Raw genomic sequence first — 24,790 nt, 5'->3', positions numbered from 1 at the left:
GTCAGGTGAAGTCGAGGGTGACCGAGCCGAGACCGGCGAACTCGGCCACGAAGTGATCACCCGAGGAGATGTCGATCGCCCGCGTCGCCGTGCCGGGCAGGATCACGTCCCCCTTGCGGAGCCGGACACCGAAGCTGTCGACCTTGCGTGCCAGCCACGACACCGCGTTGAGCGGATGTCCCAGCACCGCAGATGAATTGCCCTTCGCCACGATCTCCCCGTTACGATGCAGGACCGCATCGATGTCCCCGGTGTCGATCTCGCTGATCGGGACTCGCTGTTGCCCGAGAATCCAGCCGCACGACGAGGCGTTGTCGGCGATGGTGTCGCACAGCGTGATCTTCCAGTCCTTGATCCGGGAGTCGATGAGCTCGATCGAGGGCACCACCCACTCGACCGCGGCGATGACGTCCTCGTTGGTGCATCCCTCGCCGGGGAGGTCCTCGCCCAGGATGAATCCGACCTCCACCTCGACCCGCGGGAAGCACAGCTTCTTCGCGTCGATGGGAGTCTCCTCGAAGTACTGCATCTCGTCGAGGAGGTGGCCGTAATCGGGCTCGTCGACGCCCATCATCTTCTGCATCGCCTCTGATGCGAGGCCGACCTTGTGCCCGGCGACCTTCGCGCCGGCGTCGAGACGCTTGCGGATGTTGATCAGCTGGATCTCGTAGGCATCGACCACGTCGAGGTCCGGATGGGAGTCCGTGGGACGGTCGATGGCCGTCGCGGAGGCCTCCGACTCCCAGAGCTCAGCAGCGATCTGTTCGCGAACCTGCTGGTCAACCGCCATTGTGCCCTCACCTTCCCAATGTGAACGTGTTCTAGTTTAGAACATGTTCCACTCGCGCAGGAGTCCCGTGCGCAATTCGCGTGGCACCTACGCGAGCGCCCCGCGGACGACTACCGTTCTCCCCATGAGTCCCGACGCCCCGAATCCCGAGAGCCCCACCGCCGACGCCGCCGTGCTCACCTCGTTCGACGGCGGCATCGGCCGGTTGACGCTCGACAACCCGCGCCGCAAGAATGCGATCACCCTCGAGATGGCCGCGGCGATCGAGCGGTTCTGCGATCGGGTGGTCGACGACGAGACCATCGGCGCGGTGGTCGTCGACGCCACGGGTTCCTATTTCTGCAGCGGCGCGGACACCCGAATCCTCGCGGGCGCCTCGGCCGATCCGGCGGCGCCGGAGTCGGTGAAGCAGTTGTCGGCCGTGTACGCCGCCTTCGTTCGTGTCGGTTCCCTTCCGGTCCCCACCGTTGGGGTCGTCGTGGGAGGTGCCGTCGGTGCGGGCCTCAACCTGGCCTTGGCGGTCGACCTGCTCGTCACCACCCCCGACGCGGTTCTGGACAGCGGATTCCTTGCCCGCGGCATCCATCCCGGCGGCGGTCACCTGACCTTGCTCAACCGCGCGGTGGGACGCGCCGACACGATCGCGCTCGCAGCCTGCGGTCAAGCGCTCACCGGCCACGAAGCCGTCGCTCGAGGACTCGCCTACGCCGCGGCCCCGGTCGAGGAGATCCCCGCGATCGTGGACGGCCTCATCGGTCCCGCGGCCCGCGACCCGGAACTGACCCGCAAGGTCATGTCGAGCGTGCGACTGGAGCTGGGTCCGCCCGCGGTGACCTGGGATTCGGCGATCGAGATCGAACGCGGCACCCAGATGTGGTCGATGGCGCGCAAAGGCCAGAACTGGTCGTCGCGGGGGCCCGGCCGGTCGTGACCGACGCTCAGCTCTCCCCATTGCGCGCCGAGGTCCGCGAGTTCCTGCGCGCCGAGATCGATTCGGGTGCATTCACTCCCGACGTCGACAGCTGGATGACGGGTTTCGACCCCGCCTTCAGCCGCCGGCTCGGCGAACGCGGCTGGTTGGGTATGACGATGCCGACCGAGTACGGCGGCCGGGGACGCACTCCCGTCGAGCGGTTCGTCGTCACCGAGGAGATGCTGGCGCACGGCGCCCCGGTCGCCGCGCACTGGATCGCCGACCGGCAGATGGCGCCCGGCATCCTGGCCAACGGGACCGAGGAGCAACGACGCCGCTACATCCCGGGGATCTCGGCGGGCACCGTCTACTTCGCGATCGGCATGAGCGAACCCGATGCGGGTTCCGACCTCGCCGGCGTCCGGACACGAGCCACCGACAACGGTGATTCGTGGACGATCAGCGGCACCAAGGTGTGGACCACCGGTGCCCACATGGCCCACGCGATGGTTCTGCTCGCCCGCACGGACGGCACGCCCGACGACCGGCAGCAGGGACTGTCGCAGCTCGTCGTCGACCTGCCCCATCCGGACATCGAGGTCCGGCCGATCCGGAGCATCGACGGGCAGGCACACTTCAACGAAGTGGTCTTCCACGATGCGGTCGTGGATTCGTCGGCACTGCTCGGCCGTCGCGGACGCGGCTGGCAGCAGGTGATGAGCGAATTGGCCTTCGAGCGATCCGGACCGGAGCGCTACCTCAGCACACTGCCGCTGCTGCGCGCGTGGAGCGATCATCTGCGAGACCACGGAGCCACCCCGAACCAGCGGGTGACGCTGGGCCGGCTGACGGCGGAGGCGTGGGCATTGCGCCAGATGTCGCGGCAGGTGGCGCGCGAGCTGTCGGACGGAGGGAAACCGGATGTACTCGCCGCCATGGTCAAGGATCTCGGCTCGACGTTCGAGGGCGATCTGGTGACGGCCATCCGCGACGCCTCCGGCATCGTGCCGCGCCGCGAAGGCGGCACACACCTCGAACGACTTCTGGCCCAATCCGTTCTGCACACACCGGCGTTCACGCTTCGCGGCGGGACCAACGAGATCCTGCGCGGGATCGTCGCGCGCGGATTGGGGATTCGGTGACCGACCTCGCCGACGACCTCAAGGCGACCATCGCCGCGATGCTCCTCCGCATCCCGGCCGACACACAAACACCGGTCGCCGCACCCGACGCGGCCGTGTGGGCCGCCGTCGTCGAGGCCGGGTTCACCGGCGTCGACGTCCCGGAGGACGCGGGCGGGCACGGTGGTGAGCTCGGTGATGCACTGGCTGTCCTGGAGACCCTCACCGAAGCCGGGGCGGTGACTCCCTATCTCGAACACGCGCTGCTCGCGTCGTGGCTGGCCGGCGGCGTCGGACATCCACTCGGCGACTCGACGGCGACGGTCGCAGTGATCGACGACGCCGACGTCCGCGCCGACGGGGATCGAATCCTGGTGTCGGGCAAGGCAACCGGAGTGACACTTACCGACGGCAGCGATGTGATCGTGGCCCTCGCGGCCGGACCCGACGGCCCGCTGGTCGCCGTCATCGCCCGCGACGCCGCCGGCGTCGAGATCGAACCCGGAACCGACCTCCAGGGAGTGTCGTACGGCGACATCGTCTTTCGCGATGCCGCGGCGACGTTCTCCGCGCCCTCCCCCGTCGGCGTCGAGGACCTGCGCCGGCGCGGTGCGCTCGCCTACACCGTCGCCCTGGCCGCGGCCGCCCGCGCGGTCCGCGAGCACACGGTCCGATACGCCTCCGAGCGCACCCAGTTCGGGCGTCCCCTGGCGAAATTCCAGGCCATCCAGCAGCGGCTGGCCGAGATGGCCGCGCAGACCACACTCATGGAGACCGCTGCGCGAGCCGCGGTGGAGTCCACGTCGGGAGACCCGGCGCGGGTCCACACTGCCGTCGCGGCGGCGAAGGTCGTGACCTCGCGGTACGCCACCGAGGTGGCGTCCGCCGGACACCAGATCCACGGCGCGATCGGCTTCACCTCGGAGCACAGCCTGGGGCGGTTCACCACCGGACTGTGGACCTGGTCGGACCGATATGGCACCGGTCAGGACTGGGCGGAGTCCCTCGCGCGCGAGATCCTCGACGACGGTGCGGATCCGTGGGACGTGATCGCCGGTCACACACTGCACCCGCCCACCCCTGGCGCCCCATTTCTGTAACGTGTTCTAATTCAGGTAGAACACGTTCCAGCTGCGCGCACGAAGGGGACCCCATGGCCGGCTCGACCGATCCACAACAGACCAGCACCGAACCCGAGATCTACGACGTGGTCGTCGTCGGCGCAGGTGGTGCAGGTCTGGCCGCCGCGATCACCGCGGCCCGCAAGGGCCTGAACACCGTCCTGATCGAGAAGTCGCCCTACTGGGGCGGTTCGACCTCGCGGTCCGGCGGCGGCGTGTGGATCCCGAACAACTCGGTGCTGCGGCGCGACGGCGTCAGCGATACGCCGGAGAAGGCGCGCGAGTACGTGCACGCGATCATCGGCGAGCACGCACCGGCGGACCGCATCGACGCCTACATCGATCGCGGACCCGAAGCCCTCGACTTTCTCCTCGAGCACGCACCCCTCGACCTCGAGTGGGTGAAGAACTACTCGGACTACTACCCCGAGGCACCGGGTGGACGTCTCGGCGGCCGGTCGATCGAACCGCGGCCGTTCGACGCGCGCCGGCTCGGCGATGACCTGAAGACGCTGCATCCGCAGTACACCAAGGCGCCGCTGAACATGGTCGTTCTGCAGTCCGACTACCGCTGGCTCAACACCGGCCTGCGTCACTGGCGTGGGCCGCTGCGCATGGCCAAGGTCGGCAGCCGGTTCTTCTGGGCGCGCAGCCGCGGCAAGAAGCTCATCGCGATGGGTGCGGCGCTGGCCGCCGAACTCCTCATCGGCGTGCGCGAGGCCGGGGTCCCGCTGCGCCTGAACACCGGCCTCGCGGACCTCATCACGGAGGACGGCCGGGTGGTCGGTGTGATCGCCGAATCCGAGGGCAAGCGGTTCGAGATCCGCGCACGTCACGGCGTGATCCTCGCCTGCGGCGGCTTCGAGCACAACGAGGAGATGCGCAAGAAGTACCAGCGGGAGCCGATCGGCTCCGAATGGACCACCGGCGCACCGAGCAACACCGGCGACGGCATCAACGCCGGACTCAAGATCGGTGCCGCGGTCTCCCTGATGGACGACGCCTGGTGGGGTCCGACGATCCCGCTGCCCCGCGGCCCGTGGTTCGCGTTGTCGGAGCGGTCGGTGCCCGGCACCTTCATCGTGAACACGCGCGGCAAGCGCTACATGAACGAGTCGCTGCCGTATGTCGAAGCGGTGCACCGGATGTACGGCGGCGAGTTCGGTCACGGCGAGGGTCCGGGCGAGAACGTGCCGTCGTGGCTGATCTTCGATCAGCGTTGCCGTAACCGCTACCTCTTCGCCGGGATCAATGCGCGCCAGCCGCTGCCGAAAAAGTGGTTCGAGTCGGGTGTCGTGGTGAAGGCCGACAGCATCGCGTCCCTCGCGGAGAAGATCGGCGTCCCCGCCGAGTCCCTCGTCGAGACGACCGAACGCTTCAACGGTTTCGCCCGCGCCGGTGTGGACGAGGACTTCGGCCGTGGCGCAAGCGGTTACGACCACTACTACGGCGACATCACCAACAAACCCAACCCGAGCCTCGGCGAGGTCAGCAAGGGCCCGTTCTACGCGGTGAAGATGGTCCCCGGCGACCTCGGCACCAAGGGCGGCATCAACGCCGACGCCTCGGGCCGCGCACTCCGCGCCGACGGTTCGGTCATCGACGGCCTGTACGCCGCCGGCAACACGAGCGCACCCGTCATGGGCCACACCTACGCCGGTCCCGGTGCCACCATCGGCCCGGCGATCGTCTTCGGATACCTCGCCGCCAGTGACATCGCGGCCAAGGCGGCCGCCGCCCCCGCACAACAGACAGGAGCCTGAACCATGCCGATCGATCCCGCCGTCGCCGTCGGGGCGGAGCTGCCCGAGGTCTCGTTCGAGTGGTCGGCGTCGGATGTCGCGCTCTATCACCTCGCGGTGGGCGCCGCGACCGACCCGATGGACACCAAGTCGCTGGCGTACGTCCATGATTCGGCACCCAAGGTGTTGCCGACGTTCGCGACCGTCGCGGCCGGCTTCCACACCACCGAGCCGCCGAAGGTCTCCTTCCCCGGCGTCGACATCGACCTCGCCAAGGTCGTCCACGGGAGCCAGAAGGTCACGGCACATCGCCCGCTGCCGCCGGCCGGGAAGGCGACCACCCGGACCCGGATCGCCGAGGTCCAGGACAAGGGTTCGGCCGCCGTCATCGTCCAGGAGTCCGTGACCACCGACGACGCCGGCCAGACGCTGTGGACCGCGCGGTCGTCGATCTTCGCCAAGGGCGAGGGCGGCTTCGGCGGTGAGCGCGGCCGGTCGGAGAAGGTCGAGTACCCCGACCGCGAACCCGACCACCGCCTGCGCATCCCGACGCTGCCCAACCAGGCGCTGATCTATCGCCTGTGCGGAGACCGCAATCCGCTGCATTCCGACCCCGAGTTCGCCTCGCGTGCCGGTTTTCCGCGCCCGATCCTGCACGGCCTGTGCACCTACGGCACGGTCGCGCGGGCCATCGCCGACGAGCTGCTCGACGGGGACGTCGCGGCCATCGCGGAGTTCTCGGCGTCGTTCGCCGGCGTGGTCTTCCCCGGCGAAACCCTCGAGGTCGAGGTCTGGGACGACGGCGCCCGACTCCTGGCCACCGCAAGCGTCGTCGAACGGGAGGGCGCGAAGGCCCTCGCCAATGTGGTGTGCGCGCGTAACTGAGTCACCGGGCGGTCACCGGCCTTCAGTACGCTCTACACGCGGACCGGGAGTCGGTCCGCGTGTACCACGTCGCATATCCACGAGGAGACCGCATGAGCGATTCGCTGACGCCCCTACTTGCCGACAACCGCAGCGCACTGGTGACCGACCTGGTCGGTGTCATCGATGCCGAGGTGGCCGACCAGTCGGGACTGAGCGGCGCCGCTGTGAAGACCGCCTACGCGGCGGTGCAGAAGGTGAAGCCGGGCGTGGTGCGCAGCGCCACGGATCAACTGGCCGAGGACTTCCTGACGGCACTCGCGCCATTCTGGGATACGAAGCCGGCCGGTGTCGCCTTCGGCGATCATCTCTCGGCCCACGGCGACCCTGCCGCCGAGGCACTGCTGGCGGTCACCGACGGCCAGGCCGATTCGGCCAAGCCTGCACTGGCGAAGGCCTACAACTCGCTGCGCGGGAAGGCCAAGAATCATGTGGTCGCGGCACTGCCGCGGGTAGGCGCTGCCATCGAGAAGCACGCCGGGTAGTGACCCCGTCACGCGTCGTCGGCGGTCACACCGCCGACGACGCGATGACGACGAGCGTCACGATGACGCCGATGAGCGCCGCCAGCATCGACAGCACACGCCAGACGTGGAGGCGCGCAGGCGAGACATCGGTGGTGTTCGTGGAAGCGATCGGGGTCGCGCCGGTACTGGGTACTGCAGCGGCGGACGCGACGGAGTTCGACGCGATGTGGGGTGAGGCCATGACCTGTCACCACTTTCGATTGTCCGGGGCCAACATCGACCTTTACAGCCTCAGGTACTGCAGTGATAAATGTGTCACAAGTTACCCACGTTGCGGTGGTTCACCCCACGCGTGTCGCGATAACGAAACCGCAACACGGAAATCGGCAACCGTGCAATCCTACGAGCCAGACACTGAAATCGGGGGCGGAACATGAGATTGCCGAACTTCATCCGGATGGACGCACGCTCCGCCTGGCTCGTCCTCGTCGCCTGCCTGTCGGTGAGCATGGTGGTCGCCGCGATGGCGGCTCTCAACACCGCCCTCCCCGACATCGCCATCGACACCGGCGCCGACTCGGCCGAGATGACCTGGATCGTCGACGGATACACACTCGCCCTCGCCGCGTTGCTGTTGCCGGCCGGCGCGATCGGTGACCGGTTCGGACGGCGCGAGGTCCTCATCGTGGGACTCATCCTGTTCGGCCTGGCATCCCTGGCCGCGATCTGGGTCGACGGGCCGACAGAGCTGATCGTGACGCGATGTCTGGCGGGGGCGGCGGCCGCGCTGATCATGCCGACGACGTTGTCCCTCATCACGTCCGGCATGCCCGACGGCCAGCGAGCTGTCGGGATCAGCATCTGGTCGGCCATCGCCGGCGGCGGCGCGATCGCCGGCTTCCTCGTGACCGGAGTGCTCCTCGAGTTCTTCCACTGGCATTCGATCTTCATCACCTTCGCCGCCTCGTCGGCCGTCGCCGCACTCCTGTGCTTCACGATCGGGACGTCGAAGGACAGCGATCCCGGACGGTTCGACATCCCCGGCACCCTGTGCTCGGTCCTCGCGATCGCCGGTGTCGTGTTCGGCCTCCTGGAAGCCCCACACCGCGGGTGGGCCGATCCGCTCGTCCTGGCGTGCCTGGTGGGCGGCATTCTCCTCGCCGCGCTGTTCGTGGTCGTCGAACTGCGTTCAGCCTCACCGCTCTTCGACGTCCGGCTGCTCGGCAACCGTGCATTCGGGTCGGGTTCGCTGTCGGTGGCGGTGCAGTTCCTGGCCTCGTTCGGCATGTTCTACCTGGTCCTGCAGCTGCTGCAGCTGGTGTTCGGCTATTCGCCGCTTCAGTCCGCGGTTGCACTGATGCCGTTCGTCGCCGGTGTCGGCGTGTTCTCGCTGCTGTCGAATTGGCTGGCGGTGCGTCTGGATTCGCTCAAGTTCGTGATCGCGGGCGGCGCGCTGTTGTCGGGTGCCGGCCTGGTGGCGCTGGGTCTGATCCGCGCGGACGACTATTGGACGCTGGCCGCGATCCTGGCGGTGATCGCGATCGGGATCGGTCTCGCCTCGGCGCCGGCCACCACCGCCATCATGTCGAACACCCCGCTCGACAATCAGGGCGTCGGATCGGCGATCAACGACACCGCACGCGAGATCGGGGCGGCCATCGGCATCGCGATCGCCGGGTCCATGGTCGCCGCCGGATACGAGTCGAGGATCGGCCCCACGGCCGATCTCGCCCGCGAACAGCTCACCGCGGCCGGACAACAGCAGATTGCCGCGGGTGATCCCACAGGCGGGCAGGCCACCATCGCGCAGGCCGAGCAGGCGGGCACGCTCATCGAGCGGTCCCTCGCCGAGGCCACGGTCGTCGTCGACAAGCTCTCCGCGCAGTCGGCGGAACTCGCCCAGAAGATCGCCGACGGCAGCCAGGCCGCCTTCGACGAACCGTTCGAGCAGGCGTCGCTGATCCTCGGCGGCATCATGCTCGTGAGCTCCGCGATCCTGCTCTGGCTGACGCCACGCCGCGTCGTCGAAGGCCCCGTCATCATCGACCGCACCGGCGACCGCGGTCCCGATCTCGACGACACGTTCGCCCGCGACTGATCGCGTAACCTGTCTCCGGTGCTCACCGTGGACAGCATCGCCGGCTGCCTCACCGGCATCGCGGCCCTCGTGGTGGTGATCATCGCAACCCTTGGCGCGCAGCGTGTCCCGGCGGTCGTGGTGGCCGCACCGGTGGCGGCACTGCTCATCCTGCTCGGCCTGACGGACCTCAGCGCCGCGGCCGCCGAGGTCACCACCATGGCCCCGACCATCGGTTTCCTCGCCGCGATGCTCGTGATCGCGGATGTCTGTGCCCGAGAAGGCGTCTTCACCTGGGTCGGGACAGTGCTCGCCGGTTGGAGTCGATCCTCACCACATCGTCTGCTGCGCATCGTCTTCGTCGCCGCGGCGGTGACCACGGCCATCCTCAGCCTCGATACGACGATCGTGTTGCTGACGCCGGTCGCCGTCGCGACCGCCAGGCACATCGGTGCGCGGGTCACGCCGATCGCGTTCTCCAGCGCTCATCTGGCCAACACCGCGTCGACCCTGCTACCGGTCTCCAACCTGACGAACCTGCTGGCGTTCTCGGCCACCGGTCTCGGCTTCCTCGGTTTCACCGGGGTGATGCTGGCCCCGTGGGTCGCGGCGATCGTCGTCGAATACCTGATCTTCCGGTGGTACTTCGCCGGCGAGTTGCGTAGTCCCACACCCGAAGCTGCACGCCGCGAACCCCCACCGCAGTCCCGGCGCCCGACGGTGCTGCTGATGGGGCTGGCCGTGCTGCTCGTCGCGTTCGTCGTGGCCGAACCGTTCGGAGTGCCGCTCGCCGCGGTCGCCGGGGTGGGCGCCGTGTTGTTCACGCTGCCCGCGCTGTTCCGCTCCCCGGTGGCCACGCTGCGCACCACGATCACCGCGGTGAACATCCCGTTCCTGGGGTTCGTCGCCACGCTCGGCGTCGTCATCCTCCCGGTACGCGACGGCCCGCTCGGCGACTGGATCGGCGGACTCATCCCGTCGTCGGCGACGCTGCTCGGCATCCTGGCGGTCGCCGTACTCGCCGCTGTCCTCGCGAACCTGGTCAACAACCTCCCGGCGACGCTGCTGCTGATCCCGCTGGTGGCACACGATCCCGGCCTGGTCCTGGCGATGCTCCTCGGCGTGAACATCGGACCGAACCTGGCCTACTTCGGATCACTGGCCAACCTGCTGTGGCGAGAGATCATGCACCGTGACGTCGCCGCCCCGACCTCACGCGAGTACCTGCGGCTCGGCGCGATCACCGTCCCCGCGACGCTGGGCGTCGCGGTGCTCGCGCTGTGGGCGAGCCTGCAGCTCACCTGAGACCCTCCCGCTCCCTGAGGTGCGAGCGAAGCGGGTTCAGACCGGGGTGCTCTCCTTGGCCGCCTCCGCCTTGGCCCAGCGGTAGTCGGCCTTGCCCGCCGGCGTGCGCTTCACCTCGTCGACGAAGACCACGGTGCGCGGGACCTTGTAGCGGGCGAGGGTTTCGCGGCAGTGATCCTGGATCGCCTCGAGCGACGGTTCGTCGGCACCCTCCGCCAGCGCGATCACCGCGGCGACCCGCTGGCCGTACTTCTCGTCGGGAACCGGGACCACGAGCGCGTCGGCGATCGCCGGATGCGCGTGCAGCGTGGCCTCGACCTCTTCGGCGTAGACCTTCTCGCCACCGGTGTTGATGCACTGCGAGCCGCGACCCAGGAAGACGATCGAGCCGTCGGCCTCGACGGTTCCCATGTCCCCCAGGATCGAGATCCGGGTGCCATCCGGCAGTGTCGGGAAGGTCTTCGCGGTCTTCTCCTCGTCCTTGTAGTAGCCGAGGGGCACATTGCCGATGCGCGCGATGTAGCCGACGTCGCCCGACCCCGGCTCGATCTTGTTGAGCCGCTCGTCGACGACCATCATGCGATCGGTCGGCGGCACCTTCAGGTTGCCGTTGTCGTCCATCATGATCTCGCCGTCGTTGCCCGACTCCGACGCACCGAAGTTGTCGCGCAGCACCAGATCCGGCTTCACGGCGAGCATGCGATCGCGCACGTGCTGCGACCAGATGGCGCCACCTGAGGTGATGGAGAACATCGAGGACAGATCCACCTCGTCCTTGCGCTTCTCCAGTTCCTCCACCAGCGGCATGCCCATGGCGTCGCCGACGATGAGGACGATGTTGACCTTCTCCTTCTCCACCTCGGTGACGATGGCCGCCGGGTCGAAGTCGCGCTGGATGACCAGGCGACCGCCGAGGGTGAAGAACGTGAACAGCGAGTACGACGCCGCACCGTGCATGAGCGGTGCCGCCAGCAGGAAGGCGATGGACGGGAAATCCTTGACCGCGGTGCCGATCTCCTCGAGGTCCTTGCGGGGATCACCGTAGGGATTACCACCGGAGAGCGGCTTGCGGAAGAAGTCGTCGTGCTGCCACATGACGCCCTTCGGGTAGCCCGTGGTGCCACCGGTGTAGAGCAGGTACAGCTCTTCGCCGTTGCGCGGTTCGAAGTCCCGGTTGTCCGGCTTGGACTCCGCGTCGGCGAAGGACACGATCTCCACCGTGCGGCCGTCGGGCAGGTCGGCGGCGGCCGCGGTCAGTTCTTCGAGAACGTCACCGATCACAAACACCGTTCGGACAGTGGGTGTCTCGGTGAGCAGCGCGGCGACGCTGCGCTGATGCTCGGGGAGTTCGACGACGATCGCACGCGAATCGGAGTTGTCGAAGATGTACTGGAGTTCGGCGTTGGTGTACCGGTAGTTGATGTTGACCGGCACGGCGCGGACCTTCAGCAGACCGAGCAGGCTGGTGACGTGCTCGACGCTGTTCTTGAGGAACAGGGCCACGTTGTCGAAGGCGCCGATCCCGGCGCCCGCGAACAGGTGTGCCACCTGGTTGGAGAGCCGGTCGAGTTCGGCGTAGCTGATCTGGCGACCCTGGTAGCTGAGCGCGATCCGCTCGGGCACCGAGTCAGCGACCGTCTCGAAGACATCGGCGAGGTTGAACTTCATCGTGCGCGCTCCTTGTTGCGGAAGTAGTCGTGATTCGGTGCTCGGATCGGCGCTCATGCGGTCAGCACCAATCCACTTGTGGGGACGCCGGTTCCAGCGGTGACGACGACCTTCTCGGCGCCGTCGACCTGATTGACCGAGGTGCCCCGGAGCTGACGGACGGCTTCGGCGATGCCGTTCATGCCGTGGATGTAGGCCTCGCCGAGCTGGCCGCCGTGGGTGTTGAGCGGCAGCCGGCCACCCACCTCCAGGGCCCCGGGCTCACGAACGAGGTCCTTGGCCTCACCGCGTCCGCAGAAGCCCAGCTCTTCGAGCTGGAGCAGCGTGTACGGCGTGAAGTGGTCGTAGAGGACGGCCATGTCCATGTCTTCGGGACCGAGGCCGGACTGCGACCAGAGCTGGCGTCCGACGAGTCCCATCTCGGGCAACGACGCCAGCTCGTCGCGGTAGTAGCTGGTCATGATGTACTGGTCCGCCGCGGAGCCGGCCGCCGCCGCGGAGATCACGGCGGGCCGGTTCGGCAGATCCTTGGCACGCTCGGCCGACACGATCACCAGTGCGACACCGCCATCGGACTCCTGACAGCAGTCGAGCAGATGCAACGGCTCGGCGATGTACCGCGAGTTCTGATGATCCTCGAGAGTGATCGGCTTCTCGTAGAAGAAGGCGTCGGGATTGACCGCGGCGTGTTTGCGGTCGACGACGGCGATCCGGCCGAAATCCGCACTGGTGGCGCCGTAGTCGTGCATGTATCGCTGGGCGATCATCGCGACGAATGCCGCCGGCGTCGACAACCCGTGCGGATAGCTGAAGGCGTTCTCGGTACCGGAGGAGTTCTCCTGGTTGGCGACCGCCGAATTCACCTGTCCGAACCGCAGTCCCGACCGTTCGTTGAATGCGCGGTAGGCGACGACGACGTCGGCGACTCCGGTCGCCACCGCCATCGCGGCCTGCTGGACGGTCGCGCATGCGGCGCCGCCGCCGTAATGGATCCGGGAGAAGTAGGTCAGCTCCGGGATTCCGACGGCACGGGCCACCGAGATCTCGCTGTTGGTGTCCATGGTGAACGTGACGAGACCGTCGACGTCGGCCGGTGTGAGACCCGCGTCGGCGATCGCCGCCGACACCGCCTCGGCCGCGAGCCGCAGCTCGCTCCGGCCGGAGTCCTTGGAGAACTCGGTGGCCCCGATGCCGGCGATCGCCGCCTGTCCGGACAGCCCGCCCATCAGTGCCCCTCCCCTTGCGTCGTCGCGTGTTGATTCGTCGTCGAGGAGCCTTCACCGATGGTGAGGGTCACGGTCGAGATGACGTGCTTGCCGAGCGAATTGGTCCCGGTGACGGCGACCGTCAGCAGGCCGTCGTCCGCGATCTCGGTGACCTCCCCGGTGAAGGTGACCGAATCGTAGGCGTACCACGGCACACCCAGTTTCAATGCGATCGAACGGATTCGGGCGGTGGGACCGGCCCAGTCGGTGACGAACCGTTCGACCAGGCCGGTGTCGGTCAGGATGTTGACGAAGATGTCCTTGGAGCCCTTGGCCTGCGCCAGGTCTCGGTCGTGGTGCACGTCCTGGAAGTCGCGGGTGGCGATGGCAGACGCGACGACGAAGGTCGGGGTCGCGTCGATGACCAACGGCGGCAAGGCCGTTCCGACGCTCACCGTCGACGTGGCAACACTGGTCACGCTTCTCCCCCTTCGCTCGCCGGTTCCCAGGCATACAGCGTCCATGCCGGTGTTCCCGCCTCGTCTCGCGCGGGGAAGTCCAGGAAGGTCACCCGCACCGGCATTCCGATCGCGACGTCCTCCGGTGCGACGCCGCGCAGTTCGCCCAGCATCCGGACACCCTCGTCGAGTTCGACAAGGGCGACGACGAACGGCAACTGCCGGCCGGGGACCTTCGGCGCCCGGTGCACCACGTAGCTGTACACGGTTCCGGTTCCCGACGCGACGACGTAGTCGGTCTCGGGCACCGATCCGTCGGCCTCCCGCGGCTTCCAGGTGGCCGGGACCGGCGGATGGCGCAGCGCACCGTCGCCGTCGCGCTGGATGCGCAGTTCGTGTGCGGACACCCCTTCCCAGAAGAAGGCCGTGTCGCGCGAGACGCTCGGCTTGAGGAGTTTCGCCGCGTCGAGGTCATCGGGAGCCGACGAATCAGTCTCGGGTGCAGCGGCCTTGGCGGCCGGACGGAACTTGAGGATGCGGAAGCGCATCTCCGCGACGATCTCGTCGGCACCGTTGTCGTCCGGCACCGACCACACGTTGCGGGTGGTGAAGAACCAGCCCTCCCCGAGTGCGGTGTTCTTGGGACCGACGACCTCGACGAGCTCGGCCGAGAGTGACACCTCCTCACCCGGTCGGGTGTAGCGGTGATAGACGGTGTCGCAGTTGGTCGCGACGACCGAGGTGAAACCCGCGTCGTCGAAGAGTTGCGTCGCGCGACCCAGCGGATCGTCGTCGGTGCGGACCCCGTGTAGTCCGCGCATCGTCCACACCTGGGCCATGGCCGGCGGTGCCACCACACCCGGATGCCCCGCAGCACGCGCCGCGGCGTCGTCGACGTAGATGGGGTTCTCGTCGCCCATCGCCTCGACCCAATTGTTGATCATCGGCTGATTGATCGGGTCGCGCCCACGAACCGGTGCGCTCGCACCGTCGTCCATGATCCCCTGCGCCGCAGCGCGGATCGCCTCGTCCCCGGTCAGCTCGGGGGCGCTCAACGCTTCGCCCTCGGGAGTCCGAGACCGGCGGTGGCGATCATGTCGCGCATGACCTCGTTGACCCCGCCGCCGAAGGTGATGACGACGTGACGCTTCTGCTGGACGTCGAGCCAGTCCACCAGGGCGGCGGTCTCGGGATCGGTGAAATCGCCGTAGCGGCCGATGATCTCGTTGGCCATCCGGCACACCGACTGGATGCGTTCGGTGGAGAACACCTTCGTCGCGGCGGCGTCGGCCATGGAGATCGCCTCACCGGTGGAGGCGACCTGCCAGTTGAGCAGTTCGTTGATCCGGCCGTAGGCGTCGATGGTGGCCAGGGCACGCCGCACGTCGGGATGCTTCGCGATCACGGTGCCGTCGGGACCCGGACGCTGAGTCCAGGCGCGGAGTCGAGCCGCCAGGCCGTCGATGCGCCCGGCCGGTCCGAGCATGACGCGTTCGTGGTTGAGCTGCGTGGTGATCAGCTTCCAGCCGTCGCCCTCCTCACCCACGCGCATCGACACCGGGACCTTCACGTCCTGGTAGTACGTGGCATTCACGTGGTGGGCGCCGTCGGCGGTGATGATCGGCGTCCAGCTGAATCCGGGATCCGTGGTGTCCACGATGAGGATCGAGATGCCCTTGTGCTTGGGCGCGTCCTTGTCGGTGCGCACGGCCAGCCAGATGTAGTCGGCGTCGTGGCCACCGGTGGTGAAGATCTTCTGGCCGTTGACCATATAGTGGTCGCCGTCGAGCACGGCGGTGGTGCTCAGCGACGCCAGGTCGGTGCCTGCCTCGGGTTCGGTGTAGCCGATGGCGAAGTGCACATCGCCGGCCAGGATCGCGGGCAGGAACTTGCGCTTCTGCTCCTCGGTGCCGTGGACCTGCAGGGTCGGGCCGACGGTCTGCAGGGTGACCGACGGCAGCGGGACGTCGGCGCGGACGGCCTCGTTGGTGAAGATCTGCTGTTCGATCTCCCCGAAGCCCTTGCCGCCGAACTCCTTCGGCCAACCCACACCGAGCCAGCCGTCGTCGCCCATCCGCTTGATGACCTTGCGGTATGTGGGTCCGTGCCGCTCGGTCAGCATGACCTTCGCTTCTTCCGGGGTCACCAGGTCGGCGAAATACTCCCGGAGTTCCTCGCGCAGCGCGCGCTGCTCGGGCGTCAGATCGATGAACATGCTCACCCCTGTGCTCGGTCGGCCGGGGCAGCGCCCTCGGTGATGTCGGCGAGTTCGTCGAGCCGCACCGCGGCCCCACCCACCAGGCGGGCGAGGTCCTTGGCGACGGAGAAGTACCGGTGCAGCGGATAGGTGATGTCCACGCCGATACCGCCGTGCAGATGGGTCATCGTCCGCAGGGTCGGCGGGATCTCCTCGGCGAGCCAGTAGGCGGCGACGCCGAGATCGGTTGCGGCGTCCAGGCCTTCGGAGAGACGCCAGGCAGCGGCGGTGGTCGACAGCTCCATCGACCGACCGACGACGTAGATGTCGGCGAGCTGCTGACCGACGGCCTGGAACAGCGCGATCGGCTTGCCGAACTGTTCGCGCGTCGAGACGTGGTCGGCGGTGAGCCGGGTGGCCCCAGCGACCAGACCGTCGGCGTAGGCGCACAGCGCGAGCCGATAGCGATCGCGCAGGACCGCCAACTCACGACTGATGACATCGGCATCGTCGACGGCGACGTCGTCGAAGCTGATCGTGTACTCGCCCCACCCGCTAGATGACGGGGTACGGGTGAGAGTGACACCGTCGGCCGTCGGGGGCACGGCCACGACGCCGGCGTCGGACGTGACGAGGAGGACCGAGGCACCCTCGGCGTGCAGGACCCCGACCTTGGTGCCGTTGAGTCGCCCGCCCCGGACGCTCGTCTGGGGCGTCGGTGTCAGCGGGTCGCCGTGTTCGCCGATCGCGATGGCAGCCCAGCGTCCGGCGGTCAGGGACTCGGCCCAGCGCGACCACACGTCCCCACCGTCGCCGGCAGCCCGGGCGAGGACGAGCGCGGCGGTCAGGGTGCCGAGCGCCGGGGTCACCGCGGCGGCGCGCCCCATCCGGCGGAACAGCGGCAGCAGTCCCGCCTCGTCGACCTCGTCACCGTCGTGGTCGGCCGGTAACGGCAACGCGAGCAACCCGGCGTCGACGAGCGCCTGCCAGGTCTCGGCATCGAAGCCGCCGACCTGATCACCTGCTCCCGCCTCACCTGCTCCCGACTCGCCGGAATCCCGCCTGCCGAAGGTCGACTCCCAGTCGGGTTGTCGTCGTGCGAACACGTCCTCCGCGACGTCGCGAACCGCGATCGCCGTGCCGTCCAGGGCAAAGTCCACCCTGCGTCTCCTCACCGTGCGCGAACTACAGAACTAGAACTTGTTCTAGTTGTATCAGAGTCGGCGCATCCGGGGGTAGAGATCCGGCTTTATCTGCGGTTTCGCGCAGCCTGGACCGGTCAGCCGCGCGGCAAACCGAGAATGCGTTCCGCCGCCGCGGTCTTGAGGATCTGGGTCGTTCCACCGGCGATCGACAGACAGCGGTTCTGCAGCACCGCGTCGGACGCATCGGTGGCCGCCAGGCCCTGCACGCCGAGGAGCCGCAGGGCGAGATCGGGCACCGACTGGCGGTGCTGCACACCGATCAATTTGCGGACGCTGGACAGCGCACCCGGGTCGAGTCCGGCGAGCTGCTGGGTGGCGGCACGGGCGTCGAGGACCCGACCGACATGTGCGTCGGCGAACTGGCTGCCGAGTGCCACCCGTTCGGCGTCGGAGAGGTCGCGCGTCATGCCCTGCACCTGACGCAGCAGCGACTCCATCTCCTTGCCGAGCCCGGACCCGCCCATCGCCACGCGTTCGTTCGCGAGGGTCGTGCGGGCCAACCGCCAGCCGTTGTTCACCTCGCCGACCACGCAGTCGTCGGGCACGACGACGTCGTCGAGGAAGACCTCGTTGAAGTTGGCGCGACCGGTCAGCTCGCGGAGCGGCCGGATGTCGATGCCCGGCGAGGACATGTCGACGAGGAAGTAGGTGATCCCCTTGTTCTTGGGGGCCTCGGCGTCGGTGCGCGCCAGACAGATGGCCCACTGCGCGTTGTGCGCCTGCGAGGTCCAGATCTTCTGACCGGACAGCTTCCAGCCGCCGTCGACGCGCTCCGCCTTGGTACGCAGCGCGGCGAGGTCGGAACCGGCCTCCGGTTCGCTGAACAGCTGGCACCAGACGATCTCGCCGGCGAGGGTCGGGGCGACGAAGCGTTCGCGCTGCGCGTCGGTGCCGTGGGACAGGATCGTCGGAATCGCCCAGGCGCCGATGACGAGGTCGGGCCGGACGACGCCGGCCGCGTCGAGTTCGGTGTCGATGAGCAACTGCAGGGCCGCATCGGCACCGAGTCCGTACGGCGCCGGCCAGTGCGGGGTGAGGTAACCGGTCTCGGCGAGGACGCGCCGCTGGTCGTCGGCGTCGGCCGCCGCGATGCGTGCGACCGTCTCGCGGACCTCGTTCCGCTTGTCCTCGACCTGCGACAGGTCGAGGGCGAAGCGCCGGCGTGCACCGGCGAGCCCGCGGTCGGCGAGCGCGGTGGCGGCATCGTGCGCGTGGTCCAGAGCCGCCTGCGCGGCGAGTGCGGACCGCAGGTAGAGATGCGCGTCGTGTTCGAAGGTGAACCCGATCCCGCCGAGCACCTGGATGCAGTCCTTGGCCGTGGCAGCCGGCGCCTGGGCCACCACGACGTCGGCGGCGAGCCGGCTGATCTCGAGTTGTTCTCGCGCAGAGGCGAGTTCGTCGGAGGAGGCGTTGAGCACCTCGTCGACCGCACCGGCCACGTCCCATGCGACGGCCGTGACCTCTTCGCTGCGGCAGAGCATCTCGGCACAGATGTGCTTGATCGCCTGGAACGATCCGATCGGCGCACCGAACTGTGTGCGGACCTTGGCGTAGTCGACCGCGGTGTCGAGGGTCCAGCGGGTGACGCCGCTCTGATACGCAGCAAGGGTCGCCGACAGCAGTCCCTCGACGAGGGGCGCATCGGGCAGTTCGACGAGATCGTCGGCGGTGACACCGGTCAGCCGCACGCGGGCCACCGAGGTGGTGCCGTCGAGCGGGGCCTCCGGCGCGATGTCGGCGCTGCCGACGTTCGGCGGGAGGATCCACCAGCGACCGTCGCGACCGGGGACGTCGAGCGCCGCGAGGACCGCGACACCCTCGGAGTAGCCGCCGACGAGCCCGAGGTCGAGGGCGTCGGACAGCGGTGCGGCCGCCCCGCCGGCGTGGCTCGCGACCGGCGTCACGACGGGTACCGCACCTTCGAGAACCTGGTCGAGGAGCGCCTGCGCCCGGGCATCGGCGCTGGTGGCGAGCGCGAGAGCAGCGGTCACCGTCGGGACGACGGGCCCCGGGACCAATTCGATGCCACACTGCTCGACCATCGCCGCGACGTCGACGAATCCCGCCCCGAGGCCACCGGACGCCTCCGGCACCGCGGCCGCGAACACACCGAACTCCGCGAGCTGACCGAACAGCCGTGTCCACTGGTCGCGCGGCTTGTCGAGGTCGGAACGGACGAGTTCGGTCACCTTCGCGGCGCGCGCCCAGGACTCGATACTGTGGCATACGGCTTGTTGTTCGGGAGACGTGGCGATAGTCACGAGTGATCCTCTGTATGTCGAGTTGTGAGGAATAATTAGAACCTGTTCTAATATGCCATGGGTGGAGGTGATCGGGTAGCCACCCGTGAATCCCCCGCCTCCCCGGTCGCCGATCACGTGAGGATGTCCGTACACACATGGCCCGCTCTGCACCAGGCAACGCCGCGGTCGACGCCCCAGCGGGGGCCGCAACCCCTGCCGCGTCGCCCGAAGCCGGTTCCACCGCGCAGCGCGAACGCCGCCGCCGCATCCTCGACGCGACGCTCGCACTTGCCTCCAAGGGCGGTTACGACGCCGTCCAGATGCGCACCGTCGCCGACAAGGCCGACGTCGCGGTCGGCACGCTCTACCGCTACTTCCCGTCCAAGGTCCACCTGCTGGTCACCGCACTGGCGCGCGAGTTCGAACGCGTCGAATCGAAGGTCGATCGCTCACAGCTGCGGGGCGACACCGCAATCGACCGTCTGCGCCACGTCCTGGACATGATCACCTTCGCGATGCAGCGCGACCCACTGCTCACCGAGGCGATGACCCGCGCCTTCATGTTCGCCGACGCGTCGGCGACCGCCGAGGTCGATCAGGTCGCCGGCATCATCGACCGGCTCCTCGCCGGCGCCATCGTCGGCGTGGGCGAGCCCACGGAAGAGGATCTCGCGATCGCCCGCGTGCTCTCGGATGTGTGGATGTCGAACCTCGTGCAGTGGCTGACCCGCCGCGCGTCGGCCACCGACGTCACCAATCGCCTCGAGCTCACGGTCCGGCTGCTGCTCAAGGACCGCGCCAACTGAGCTGAGCCCGACACGGACCTCTCAGGGTGCGGCTTTCGGCCGGGCATGCACATATGCCTCGACGACGGTCCGCATCACCGGCTTGCCGGCCACATTGACGAGTTCCGAGGTGGACGTGACGAGCGCCCGGTCGCGGTCGTCGAATTCGACGGCGTCGATGGTCAGCGAACCCGTCAACGTATCGCCGGGACGCACCGGCCGCAGGAAGACGACATCGGCAAGACGCTTGCCCGCGATGACCTTCCAGCGATACAGGACCGAGGTGACGGCGAGCTTCTGGTAGATCGACATCGTGTGCAGTCCGCTCGCGATGAGCCCGCCGTAGGCGCCGGCCTCGGCCGCGGCCTTGTCCGTGTGGAAGTCCTGTGGGTCCCAGGTCCGCGCGAAGTCGAGCAGTTCTTCTTCGGTCACGTGGTGCGTGCCGAACCGGAAGACCTGTCCGGCCTCGAGGTCATCGGCCCACAGTCGATCGGGTTCGCTCACTTCAGGTCGTTGGCGATCATCGGCCAGGTGGTCTTGAGGTCGCGCTCCCAGTAACCCCAGGAATGCGTGCCGTCGGGACGGAACAGAACCTTGTGCGGGACCTTCAGCGCGCGCATGCGCTGCGCCATCTGCTTGGTGCACTCGTTGACCGCGGCTTCGATGACCCCACCGACGACCACCTGGCTGGCAAGCGTGAAGGGATCCCCGGCGACCAGCGGGGCCTCGAGACGGTCGTACCACCCGGGAAGTCCGGTGCCACTGGTCATGTAGACCTTGGTTCCGCGCAACTTCGCGGCATTGACGTACGGGTCGTTCTTGCGCCATCCCGCCGAACCGATCGGGCCCCACATGTTGTCGACGTTGCCCATGCCGCGGTCGGCGACGACCATCCGAATGTACGTCTGCCCCAGCGGGTCACTGGTGCGGGCGCAACCGCTGTAGGCGGCGACCGACTTGTAGAGCCTGGGTGCGGCGATGGCGAGGTTCAGCACCGATGTACCGGCCATCGAGATCCCGGCGATCGCGTTCTTCCTCGTGGTGTTGAATTCCTTGTCCACCAACGGGGGAAGTTCTCGGGTCAGGAACGTCGTCCATTTGTTGCGGCCGAGGACCGGGTCGTCACGCTGCCAGTCCGTGTAGTACGAGAACGCACCGCCGATGGGCGTCACCACATTGACCTGCTTGTCGCGGAAGAACTTCGCGTACTGCGTCTTCGCCGCCCAGGTCGCCGAGTCCTCGCCGCCACCGGCCCCGTTGAGGAGGTAGAGCGTCGGACGCGGCTTGGTCTGGTTGTTGGGGCGCAGAACGTTCACCGGGACCAGTCGGCGCATCGCAGCCGAGTAGACGATCAGCGTCGTCTGGTGGGCCGAATCGTGGATGACGGTGTCGATCCGGGCGCGATTCGGGTCGGGCGCCGGTGCGGCAAGCGCCGCCGGTGCCCATCCGGTCGCCGCCACCGCGACGGCACACGCGACGACACTCAGTCGCCTCTTCCACGAGGAACGCACCAGTAGCCCCTTTTGTTAACAATGTTCTCAGACGTAACAAAGGTAACCGAGATCGGCGGGACGTCCCAAGCCGAGACGGTCGTCGTTAGGCGTTTGTGATCAGCGCGGCTGGAACCGCTGCGCCCCGTCTAGGCGCACGATCTCCCCGTTGATGTAGCCGTTCTCCAGCAGATGCTGCGCCAGCGCCGCGAATTCGTCGGGGAGACCGAGTCGCTTGGGGTAGGGCACACCCGCGGCGAACTTGGTGAGCGCCTCCTCCCCCATCGATTCCATGATCGGCGTGCGCATCGTTCCGGGAGCGATGGTGTTCAGGCGCACCGCAACCGAGCCGAGATCGCGCGCGCCCGACAGGGTGAGACCCATGACGCCGGCCTTGGCGGCGGCGTAGGCGGTCTGCCCGATCTGACCCTCGTAACCGGCGATCGAACTGGTCATCACGATCGCACCGCGCTCACCGGACTCCTTGGGCTCACCGGCCGCGAGCTTCGCCGCGGTGAGACGCAGGACGTTGTAGGTTCCGGTGAGATACAGATTGAGGGTCTTGACGAACCCCTTCATCTCTGCGGGCGATCCGTCGCGATTGACGATCCGCTGTGCCACACCGAAACCGCCGTGTGCGATGACCGCATAACGCAGGACACCGAGTTCGCTCGCCTGCTCGAGCGCGGCGTCCACCGAATCGTCGTCGAGCACGTCGGTGCGCGCGTAGACCGCCCGCTCGCCCAGTTCTTCCGCGAGTTCCTTCGCCGGCCGGTCGGCCAGGTCGGCGATCACGACCGACGCACCGGCGGCGTGCAGGCGCCGCACCGTCGCCGCGCCGAGTCCACCGGCACCGCCCGTCACCAGTACGACTTCACCCTCAAACGACATCTGTTCTCCTCACATCGATCTCATGGTCAGATTGACAGCGGGCCCTGACTGCGGACGACCCTCAGGCGCCGGTCCATTCGGGCTTGCGCTTCTCCGCGAACGCGCGGGCACCCTCGATCGCGTCCTTCGAGGTGAAGACCGGCGCCAGCAATTCGCCCTGACGGTCCCACTTCTCGTCGTCGCTCCACGATTCCGACTCGGCGATGATCCGCTTGGTGACGGCGACGGCCAGCGGGCCGTTCTCGGTGATGCGCTCGGCAAGGGCGAGAGCACCGTCGAGCGCACCGCCCTCATCGGTGAGGACGTTCACGAAGCCCCAGTCCGCGGCCTGCTCGGCGGTGAAGTTGTCGCCGGTGAGCGCCAGCTCGAGGGCCTTCTGATAGGGAATCTTCCTGGGCAGGCGCAGAAGTCCGCCGGCGCCCGCGACGAGGCCGCGCTTGACCTCCGGAATGCCGAACTTCGCCGACTTCGACGCGACGACGAGGTCGGTGGCGAGAACGAGTTCGGTTCCGCCGGCGAGCGCGAACCCCTCGACGGCCGCGATGACCGGCTTGGCCGGCGGCTTCTGCGTGAAGCCCAGCCCGCGCCCTTCGATGGCCACCGACTCGCCCGCCGCGAAGGCCTTGAGATCCATTCCGGCACAGAAGTTCCCACCCGCACCGGTCAGAATGGCGACCGACAGCTCCGGACTGTCGTCGAGTTCGTCCATCGCGTCGGCGAGCGACTGACTCACCTCGTAATTGATGGCGTTCCGCGCCTGCGGCCGGTTGATCGTGATGACGAGGATGCGCCCCCGGCGCTCCACGAGAACTGCGTCGGACATTGTCGCTGACCCCTCACCGATTCGACGATCGCTGCGAACGCGCTCACGCGGAATCGGGCGGCGTCGGCCGCAGCTCACGAGTGATCGTAATCAGAAAGGGGCCGCCCAATGGGGAAAATGAACGAACTGAGTTAGACAAGTACCCCGTCGCTGGACCGAACCACGTCGATCATCTCCTCTCGGGAGTTGAACTTGGTCCGGCACCGCCCGGGCCGGGCACGTGCGACCTCAGCATCGTCGATGATCCGCCAGTCGGCAAAGTCGACGACCCTCGCAGGCAGGAGGTGCTCGACGCCGGCCAGGCCCGGCTTGCTGATGCACCTGACGGAAAGCGCATCTGCAACCTGTGCGGCAGCGTTCTTCGCGGCAGCTCGATTCTGGGCCAGGTTCCCGAGCACTCCGCTCTGCGCACCTCCGACCCGGAAGATCTGCGTGCTGATCACCGGGTCGACAGGAGCGTCGCTCTCCGCCACGAACCCGATCGCGGTGATCACGGTGTCCGCGACGAACTCGACCTCGGTGTTCGACGCAGAATGTGTCCCCGCCAGGACCGCCCGGCCGTCGCGGTGATCCACCGCGCGGGTATCGACCGCGAAGTGGACGTTCACGGCCACCCGCGGTTCACCATCACCCGCCACCTGCTCACCGTCGATCGACACACCCACGCCCGGCAGCTCGCAGAGTTCGCGGAGCATGGCGGCGTCCCACCGCACCCGATCGCGAGGACCGCGCGCGACGATGTCGATGCGCCGGAGGTTCTCCGCTTCGAGCGCGGCTCGGGCCTCGTCGTCGACATCGCTACCGACAAGGTCCTCCGCCGTCTTGGACAGGAGTCGAGCGACGTCCATCGCGACGTTGCCCGCGCCGACGACGACCACCGATTCGCCCAGCGGCCTGCACGAATCGGCGTCGGCGCCGCGAAGGACGCTGTCCGGATCGGCGTTGATGAAGCGCAGCAACTCCCCCGCACCCAGGACCCTGGCGTCAGGGTGGACCGCTATCCCGATGGGCCGATCGTTCGGCAACCCGGTAGCGACGACGACCGCGTCGAAGGCGGCATGGAGGTCGGTCAGGGACAGGTCACGACCGATGCCGGTGTTGCCGACGAACCGCACACCCGGCGAAGCGAAGACCCGGTCGAACTGCCGGGCGACGTTCTTCATGCCCTGATGGTCGGCGGCAACGCCGTAGCGGAGCAGGCCGAACGGTGTCATGCGCCGGTCGAAGACGGTGATCGCCGCGTCGGGCATCAGCCGCCGCAACGCGATGGCGGTATAGCAACCCGACGGACCTGCACCGACGATGGCGACTTCGGCGTGTCGAGTATTCTGTCCTGCAACGGTTTTCGTCATGTCAGGCTCTCTC

At 68.0% G+C, this 24,790-nt stretch carries 23 protein-coding genes; 9 read left to right on the top strand and 14 right to left on the bottom strand.

Features of this window, described 5'->3' with window-relative positions:
* Position 1: 1 nt before the first annotated feature.
* Positions 2-790, bottom strand: a complete 789-nt coding sequence (locus tag GAA2_RS03465; RefSeq protein WP_159404486.1) for a 2-keto-4-pentenoate hydratase — start codon at positions 788-790, stop codon at positions 2-4.
* A 124-nt stretch (positions 791-914) separates the two neighbouring features.
* Here GAA2_RS03465 and GAA2_RS03460 point away from each other — a divergent pair, with 124 nt between their 5' ends.
* The 6 genes from GAA2_RS03460 (at position 915) to GAA2_RS03435 (ending at position 7,096) form a co-directional block, all read left to right on the top strand.
* On the top strand, positions 915-1,721 hold the full coding sequence (locus tag GAA2_RS03460; RefSeq protein WP_159404487.1) for an enoyl-CoA hydratase-related protein: 807 nt from the start codon (positions 915-917) through the stop codon (positions 1,719-1,721).
* Positions 1,718-2,845 (top strand): acyl-CoA dehydrogenase family protein, encoded by a 1,128-nt coding sequence (locus tag GAA2_RS03455; protein ID WP_159404488.1) that lies wholly within the window; start codon positions 1,718-1,720, stop codon positions 2,843-2,845. The genes GAA2_RS03460 and GAA2_RS03455 overlap by 4 nt, the downstream gene beginning before the upstream one ends.
* Positions 2,842-3,924, top strand: a complete 1,083-nt coding sequence (locus tag GAA2_RS03450) for an acyl-CoA dehydrogenase family protein (RefSeq protein WP_191834727.1) — start codon at positions 2,842-2,844, stop codon at positions 3,922-3,924. The genes GAA2_RS03455 and GAA2_RS03450 overlap by 4 nt, the downstream gene beginning before the upstream one ends.
* 53 nt (positions 3,925-3,977) lie before the next feature.
* Positions 3,978-5,708, top strand: coding sequence for a 3-oxosteroid 1-dehydrogenase (kstD, locus tag GAA2_RS03445; RefSeq protein ID WP_024500137.1), 1,731 nt, complete (start codon positions 3,978-3,980; stop codon positions 5,706-5,708).
* A gap of 3 nt (positions 5,709-5,711) precedes the next feature.
* On the top strand, positions 5,712-6,572 hold the full coding sequence (locus GAA2_RS03440; RefSeq protein ID WP_024500138.1) for a MaoC/PaaZ C-terminal domain-containing protein: 861 nt from the start codon (positions 5,712-5,714) through the stop codon (positions 6,570-6,572).
* A gap of 92 nt (positions 6,573-6,664) precedes the next feature.
* Positions 6,665-7,096, top strand: a complete 432-nt coding sequence (locus tag GAA2_RS03435) for a DUF6918 family protein (RefSeq protein WP_024500139.1) — start codon at positions 6,665-6,667, stop codon at positions 7,094-7,096.
* Positions 7,097-7,121: 25 nt separating this feature from the next.
* On the opposite strand, the gene GAA2_RS03430 is transcribed toward GAA2_RS03435, so the two are convergent.
* Complete coding sequence (locus tag GAA2_RS03430) at positions 7,122-7,319, bottom strand: hypothetical protein (protein ID WP_006435759.1); 198 nt, start codon at positions 7,317-7,319, stop codon at positions 7,122-7,124.
* A gap of 192 nt (positions 7,320-7,511) precedes the next feature.
* Between GAA2_RS03430 and GAA2_RS03425 the strand changes: the two genes are divergently transcribed.
* Both GAA2_RS03425 and GAA2_RS03420 read left to right on the top strand, forming a co-directional pair.
* Positions 7,512-9,176, top strand: a complete 1,665-nt coding sequence (locus GAA2_RS03425; protein WP_024500140.1) for an MFS transporter — start codon at positions 7,512-7,514, stop codon at positions 9,174-9,176.
* Between the two features lie 18 nt (positions 9,177-9,194).
* On the top strand, positions 9,195-10,460 hold the full coding sequence (locus tag GAA2_RS03420) for an SLC13 family permease (protein WP_024500141.1): 1,266 nt from the start codon (positions 9,195-9,197) through the stop codon (positions 10,458-10,460).
* 36 nt (positions 10,461-10,496) lie between these two features.
* Here the strand turns inward: GAA2_RS03420 and GAA2_RS03415 are convergent, their stop codons facing one another.
* From GAA2_RS03415 to GAA2_RS03385, 7 genes are all read right to left on the bottom strand, one after another.
* Positions 10,497-12,128, bottom strand: a complete 1,632-nt coding sequence (locus GAA2_RS03415; protein ID WP_024500142.1) for an acyl-CoA synthetase — start codon at positions 12,126-12,128, stop codon at positions 10,497-10,499.
* Between the two features lie 53 nt (positions 12,129-12,181).
* Positions 12,182-13,354: a lipid-transfer protein gene (locus GAA2_RS03410; RefSeq protein WP_006435764.1), complete on the bottom strand. Its 1,173-nt coding sequence runs from the start codon at positions 13,352-13,354 to the stop codon at positions 12,182-12,184.
* Entirely contained in the window at positions 13,354-13,812 is a 459-nt protein-coding gene (locus tag GAA2_RS03405; protein ID WP_096273099.1) for a MaoC family dehydratase, read from the bottom strand. Before GAA2_RS03405 ends, GAA2_RS03410 begins: the two co-directional genes overlap by 1 nt.
* On the bottom strand, positions 13,809-14,846 hold the full coding sequence (locus GAA2_RS03400; protein WP_096273097.1) for a bifunctional MaoC family dehydratase N-terminal/OB-fold nucleic acid binding domain-containing protein: 1,038 nt from the start codon (positions 14,844-14,846) through the stop codon (positions 13,809-13,811). Before GAA2_RS03400 ends, GAA2_RS03405 begins: the two co-directional genes overlap by 4 nt.
* Entirely contained in the window at positions 14,843-16,006 is a 1,164-nt protein-coding gene (locus GAA2_RS03395) for an acyl-CoA dehydrogenase family protein (RefSeq protein ID WP_096273095.1), read from the bottom strand. Before GAA2_RS03395 ends, GAA2_RS03400 begins: the two co-directional genes overlap by 4 nt.
* A 2-nt stretch (positions 16,007-16,008) precedes the next feature.
* Positions 16,009-17,148 (bottom strand): acyl-CoA dehydrogenase family protein, encoded by a 1,140-nt coding sequence (locus tag GAA2_RS03390; protein WP_096273093.1) that lies wholly within the window; start codon positions 17,146-17,148, stop codon positions 16,009-16,011.
* A 119-nt stretch (positions 17,149-17,267) separates the two neighbouring features.
* Positions 17,268-19,454, bottom strand: coding sequence for an acyl-CoA dehydrogenase (locus tag GAA2_RS03385; protein ID WP_096273091.1), 2,187 nt, complete (start codon positions 19,452-19,454; stop codon positions 17,268-17,270).
* Between the two features lie 137 nt (positions 19,455-19,591).
* On the opposite strand from GAA2_RS03385, the gene kstR reads away from it, so the two are divergent.
* On the top strand, positions 19,592-20,242 hold the full coding sequence (gene kstR, locus GAA2_RS03380; RefSeq protein ID WP_005194416.1) for a cholesterol catabolism transcriptional regulator KstR: 651 nt from the start codon (positions 19,592-19,594) through the stop codon (positions 20,240-20,242).
* A 21-nt stretch (positions 20,243-20,263) separates the two neighbouring features.
* Here kstR and GAA2_RS03375 read toward each other — a convergent pair whose 3' ends face one another.
* The 5 genes from GAA2_RS03375 to GAA2_RS03355 all read right to left on the bottom strand — a co-directional run bounded on the left by GAA2_RS03375 (position 20,264) and on the right by GAA2_RS03355 (position 24,777).
* On the bottom strand, positions 20,264-20,725 hold the full coding sequence (locus GAA2_RS03375) for a MaoC/PaaZ C-terminal domain-containing protein (RefSeq protein ID WP_096273089.1): 462 nt from the start codon (positions 20,723-20,725) through the stop codon (positions 20,264-20,266).
* Positions 20,722-21,732, bottom strand: a complete 1,011-nt coding sequence (locus GAA2_RS03370; protein WP_096273087.1) for an alpha/beta hydrolase — start codon at positions 21,730-21,732, stop codon at positions 20,722-20,724. The genes GAA2_RS03375 and GAA2_RS03370 overlap by 4 nt, the downstream gene beginning before the upstream one ends.
* Positions 21,733-21,831: 99 nt before the next feature.
* The gene (locus GAA2_RS03365; protein ID WP_096273085.1) at positions 21,832-22,602 is read right to left on the bottom strand and encodes an SDR family NAD(P)-dependent oxidoreductase; all 771 of its coding nucleotides are present in this window, start codon (positions 22,600-22,602) and stop codon (positions 21,832-21,834) included.
* Positions 22,603-22,663: 61 nt separating this feature from the next.
* The gene (locus tag GAA2_RS03360) at positions 22,664-23,425 is read right to left on the bottom strand and encodes a crotonase/enoyl-CoA hydratase family protein (protein ID WP_096273083.1); all 762 of its coding nucleotides are present in this window, start codon (positions 23,423-23,425) and stop codon (positions 22,664-22,666) included.
* Between the two features lie 131 nt (positions 23,426-23,556).
* Complete coding sequence (locus GAA2_RS03355; protein WP_157753363.1) at positions 23,557-24,777, bottom strand: FAD-dependent oxidoreductase; 1,221 nt, start codon at positions 24,775-24,777, stop codon at positions 23,557-23,559.
* Positions 24,778-24,790: the final 13 nt, after the last annotated feature.

This window comes from Gordonia ajococcus (genome assembly GCF_012974285.1).
GTDB classification, from domain to species: Bacteria; Actinomycetota; Actinomycetes; order Mycobacteriales; family Mycobacteriaceae; genus Gordonia; species Gordonia amicalis.
This window is presented reverse-complemented; position numbering and strand designations above follow the sequence as displayed.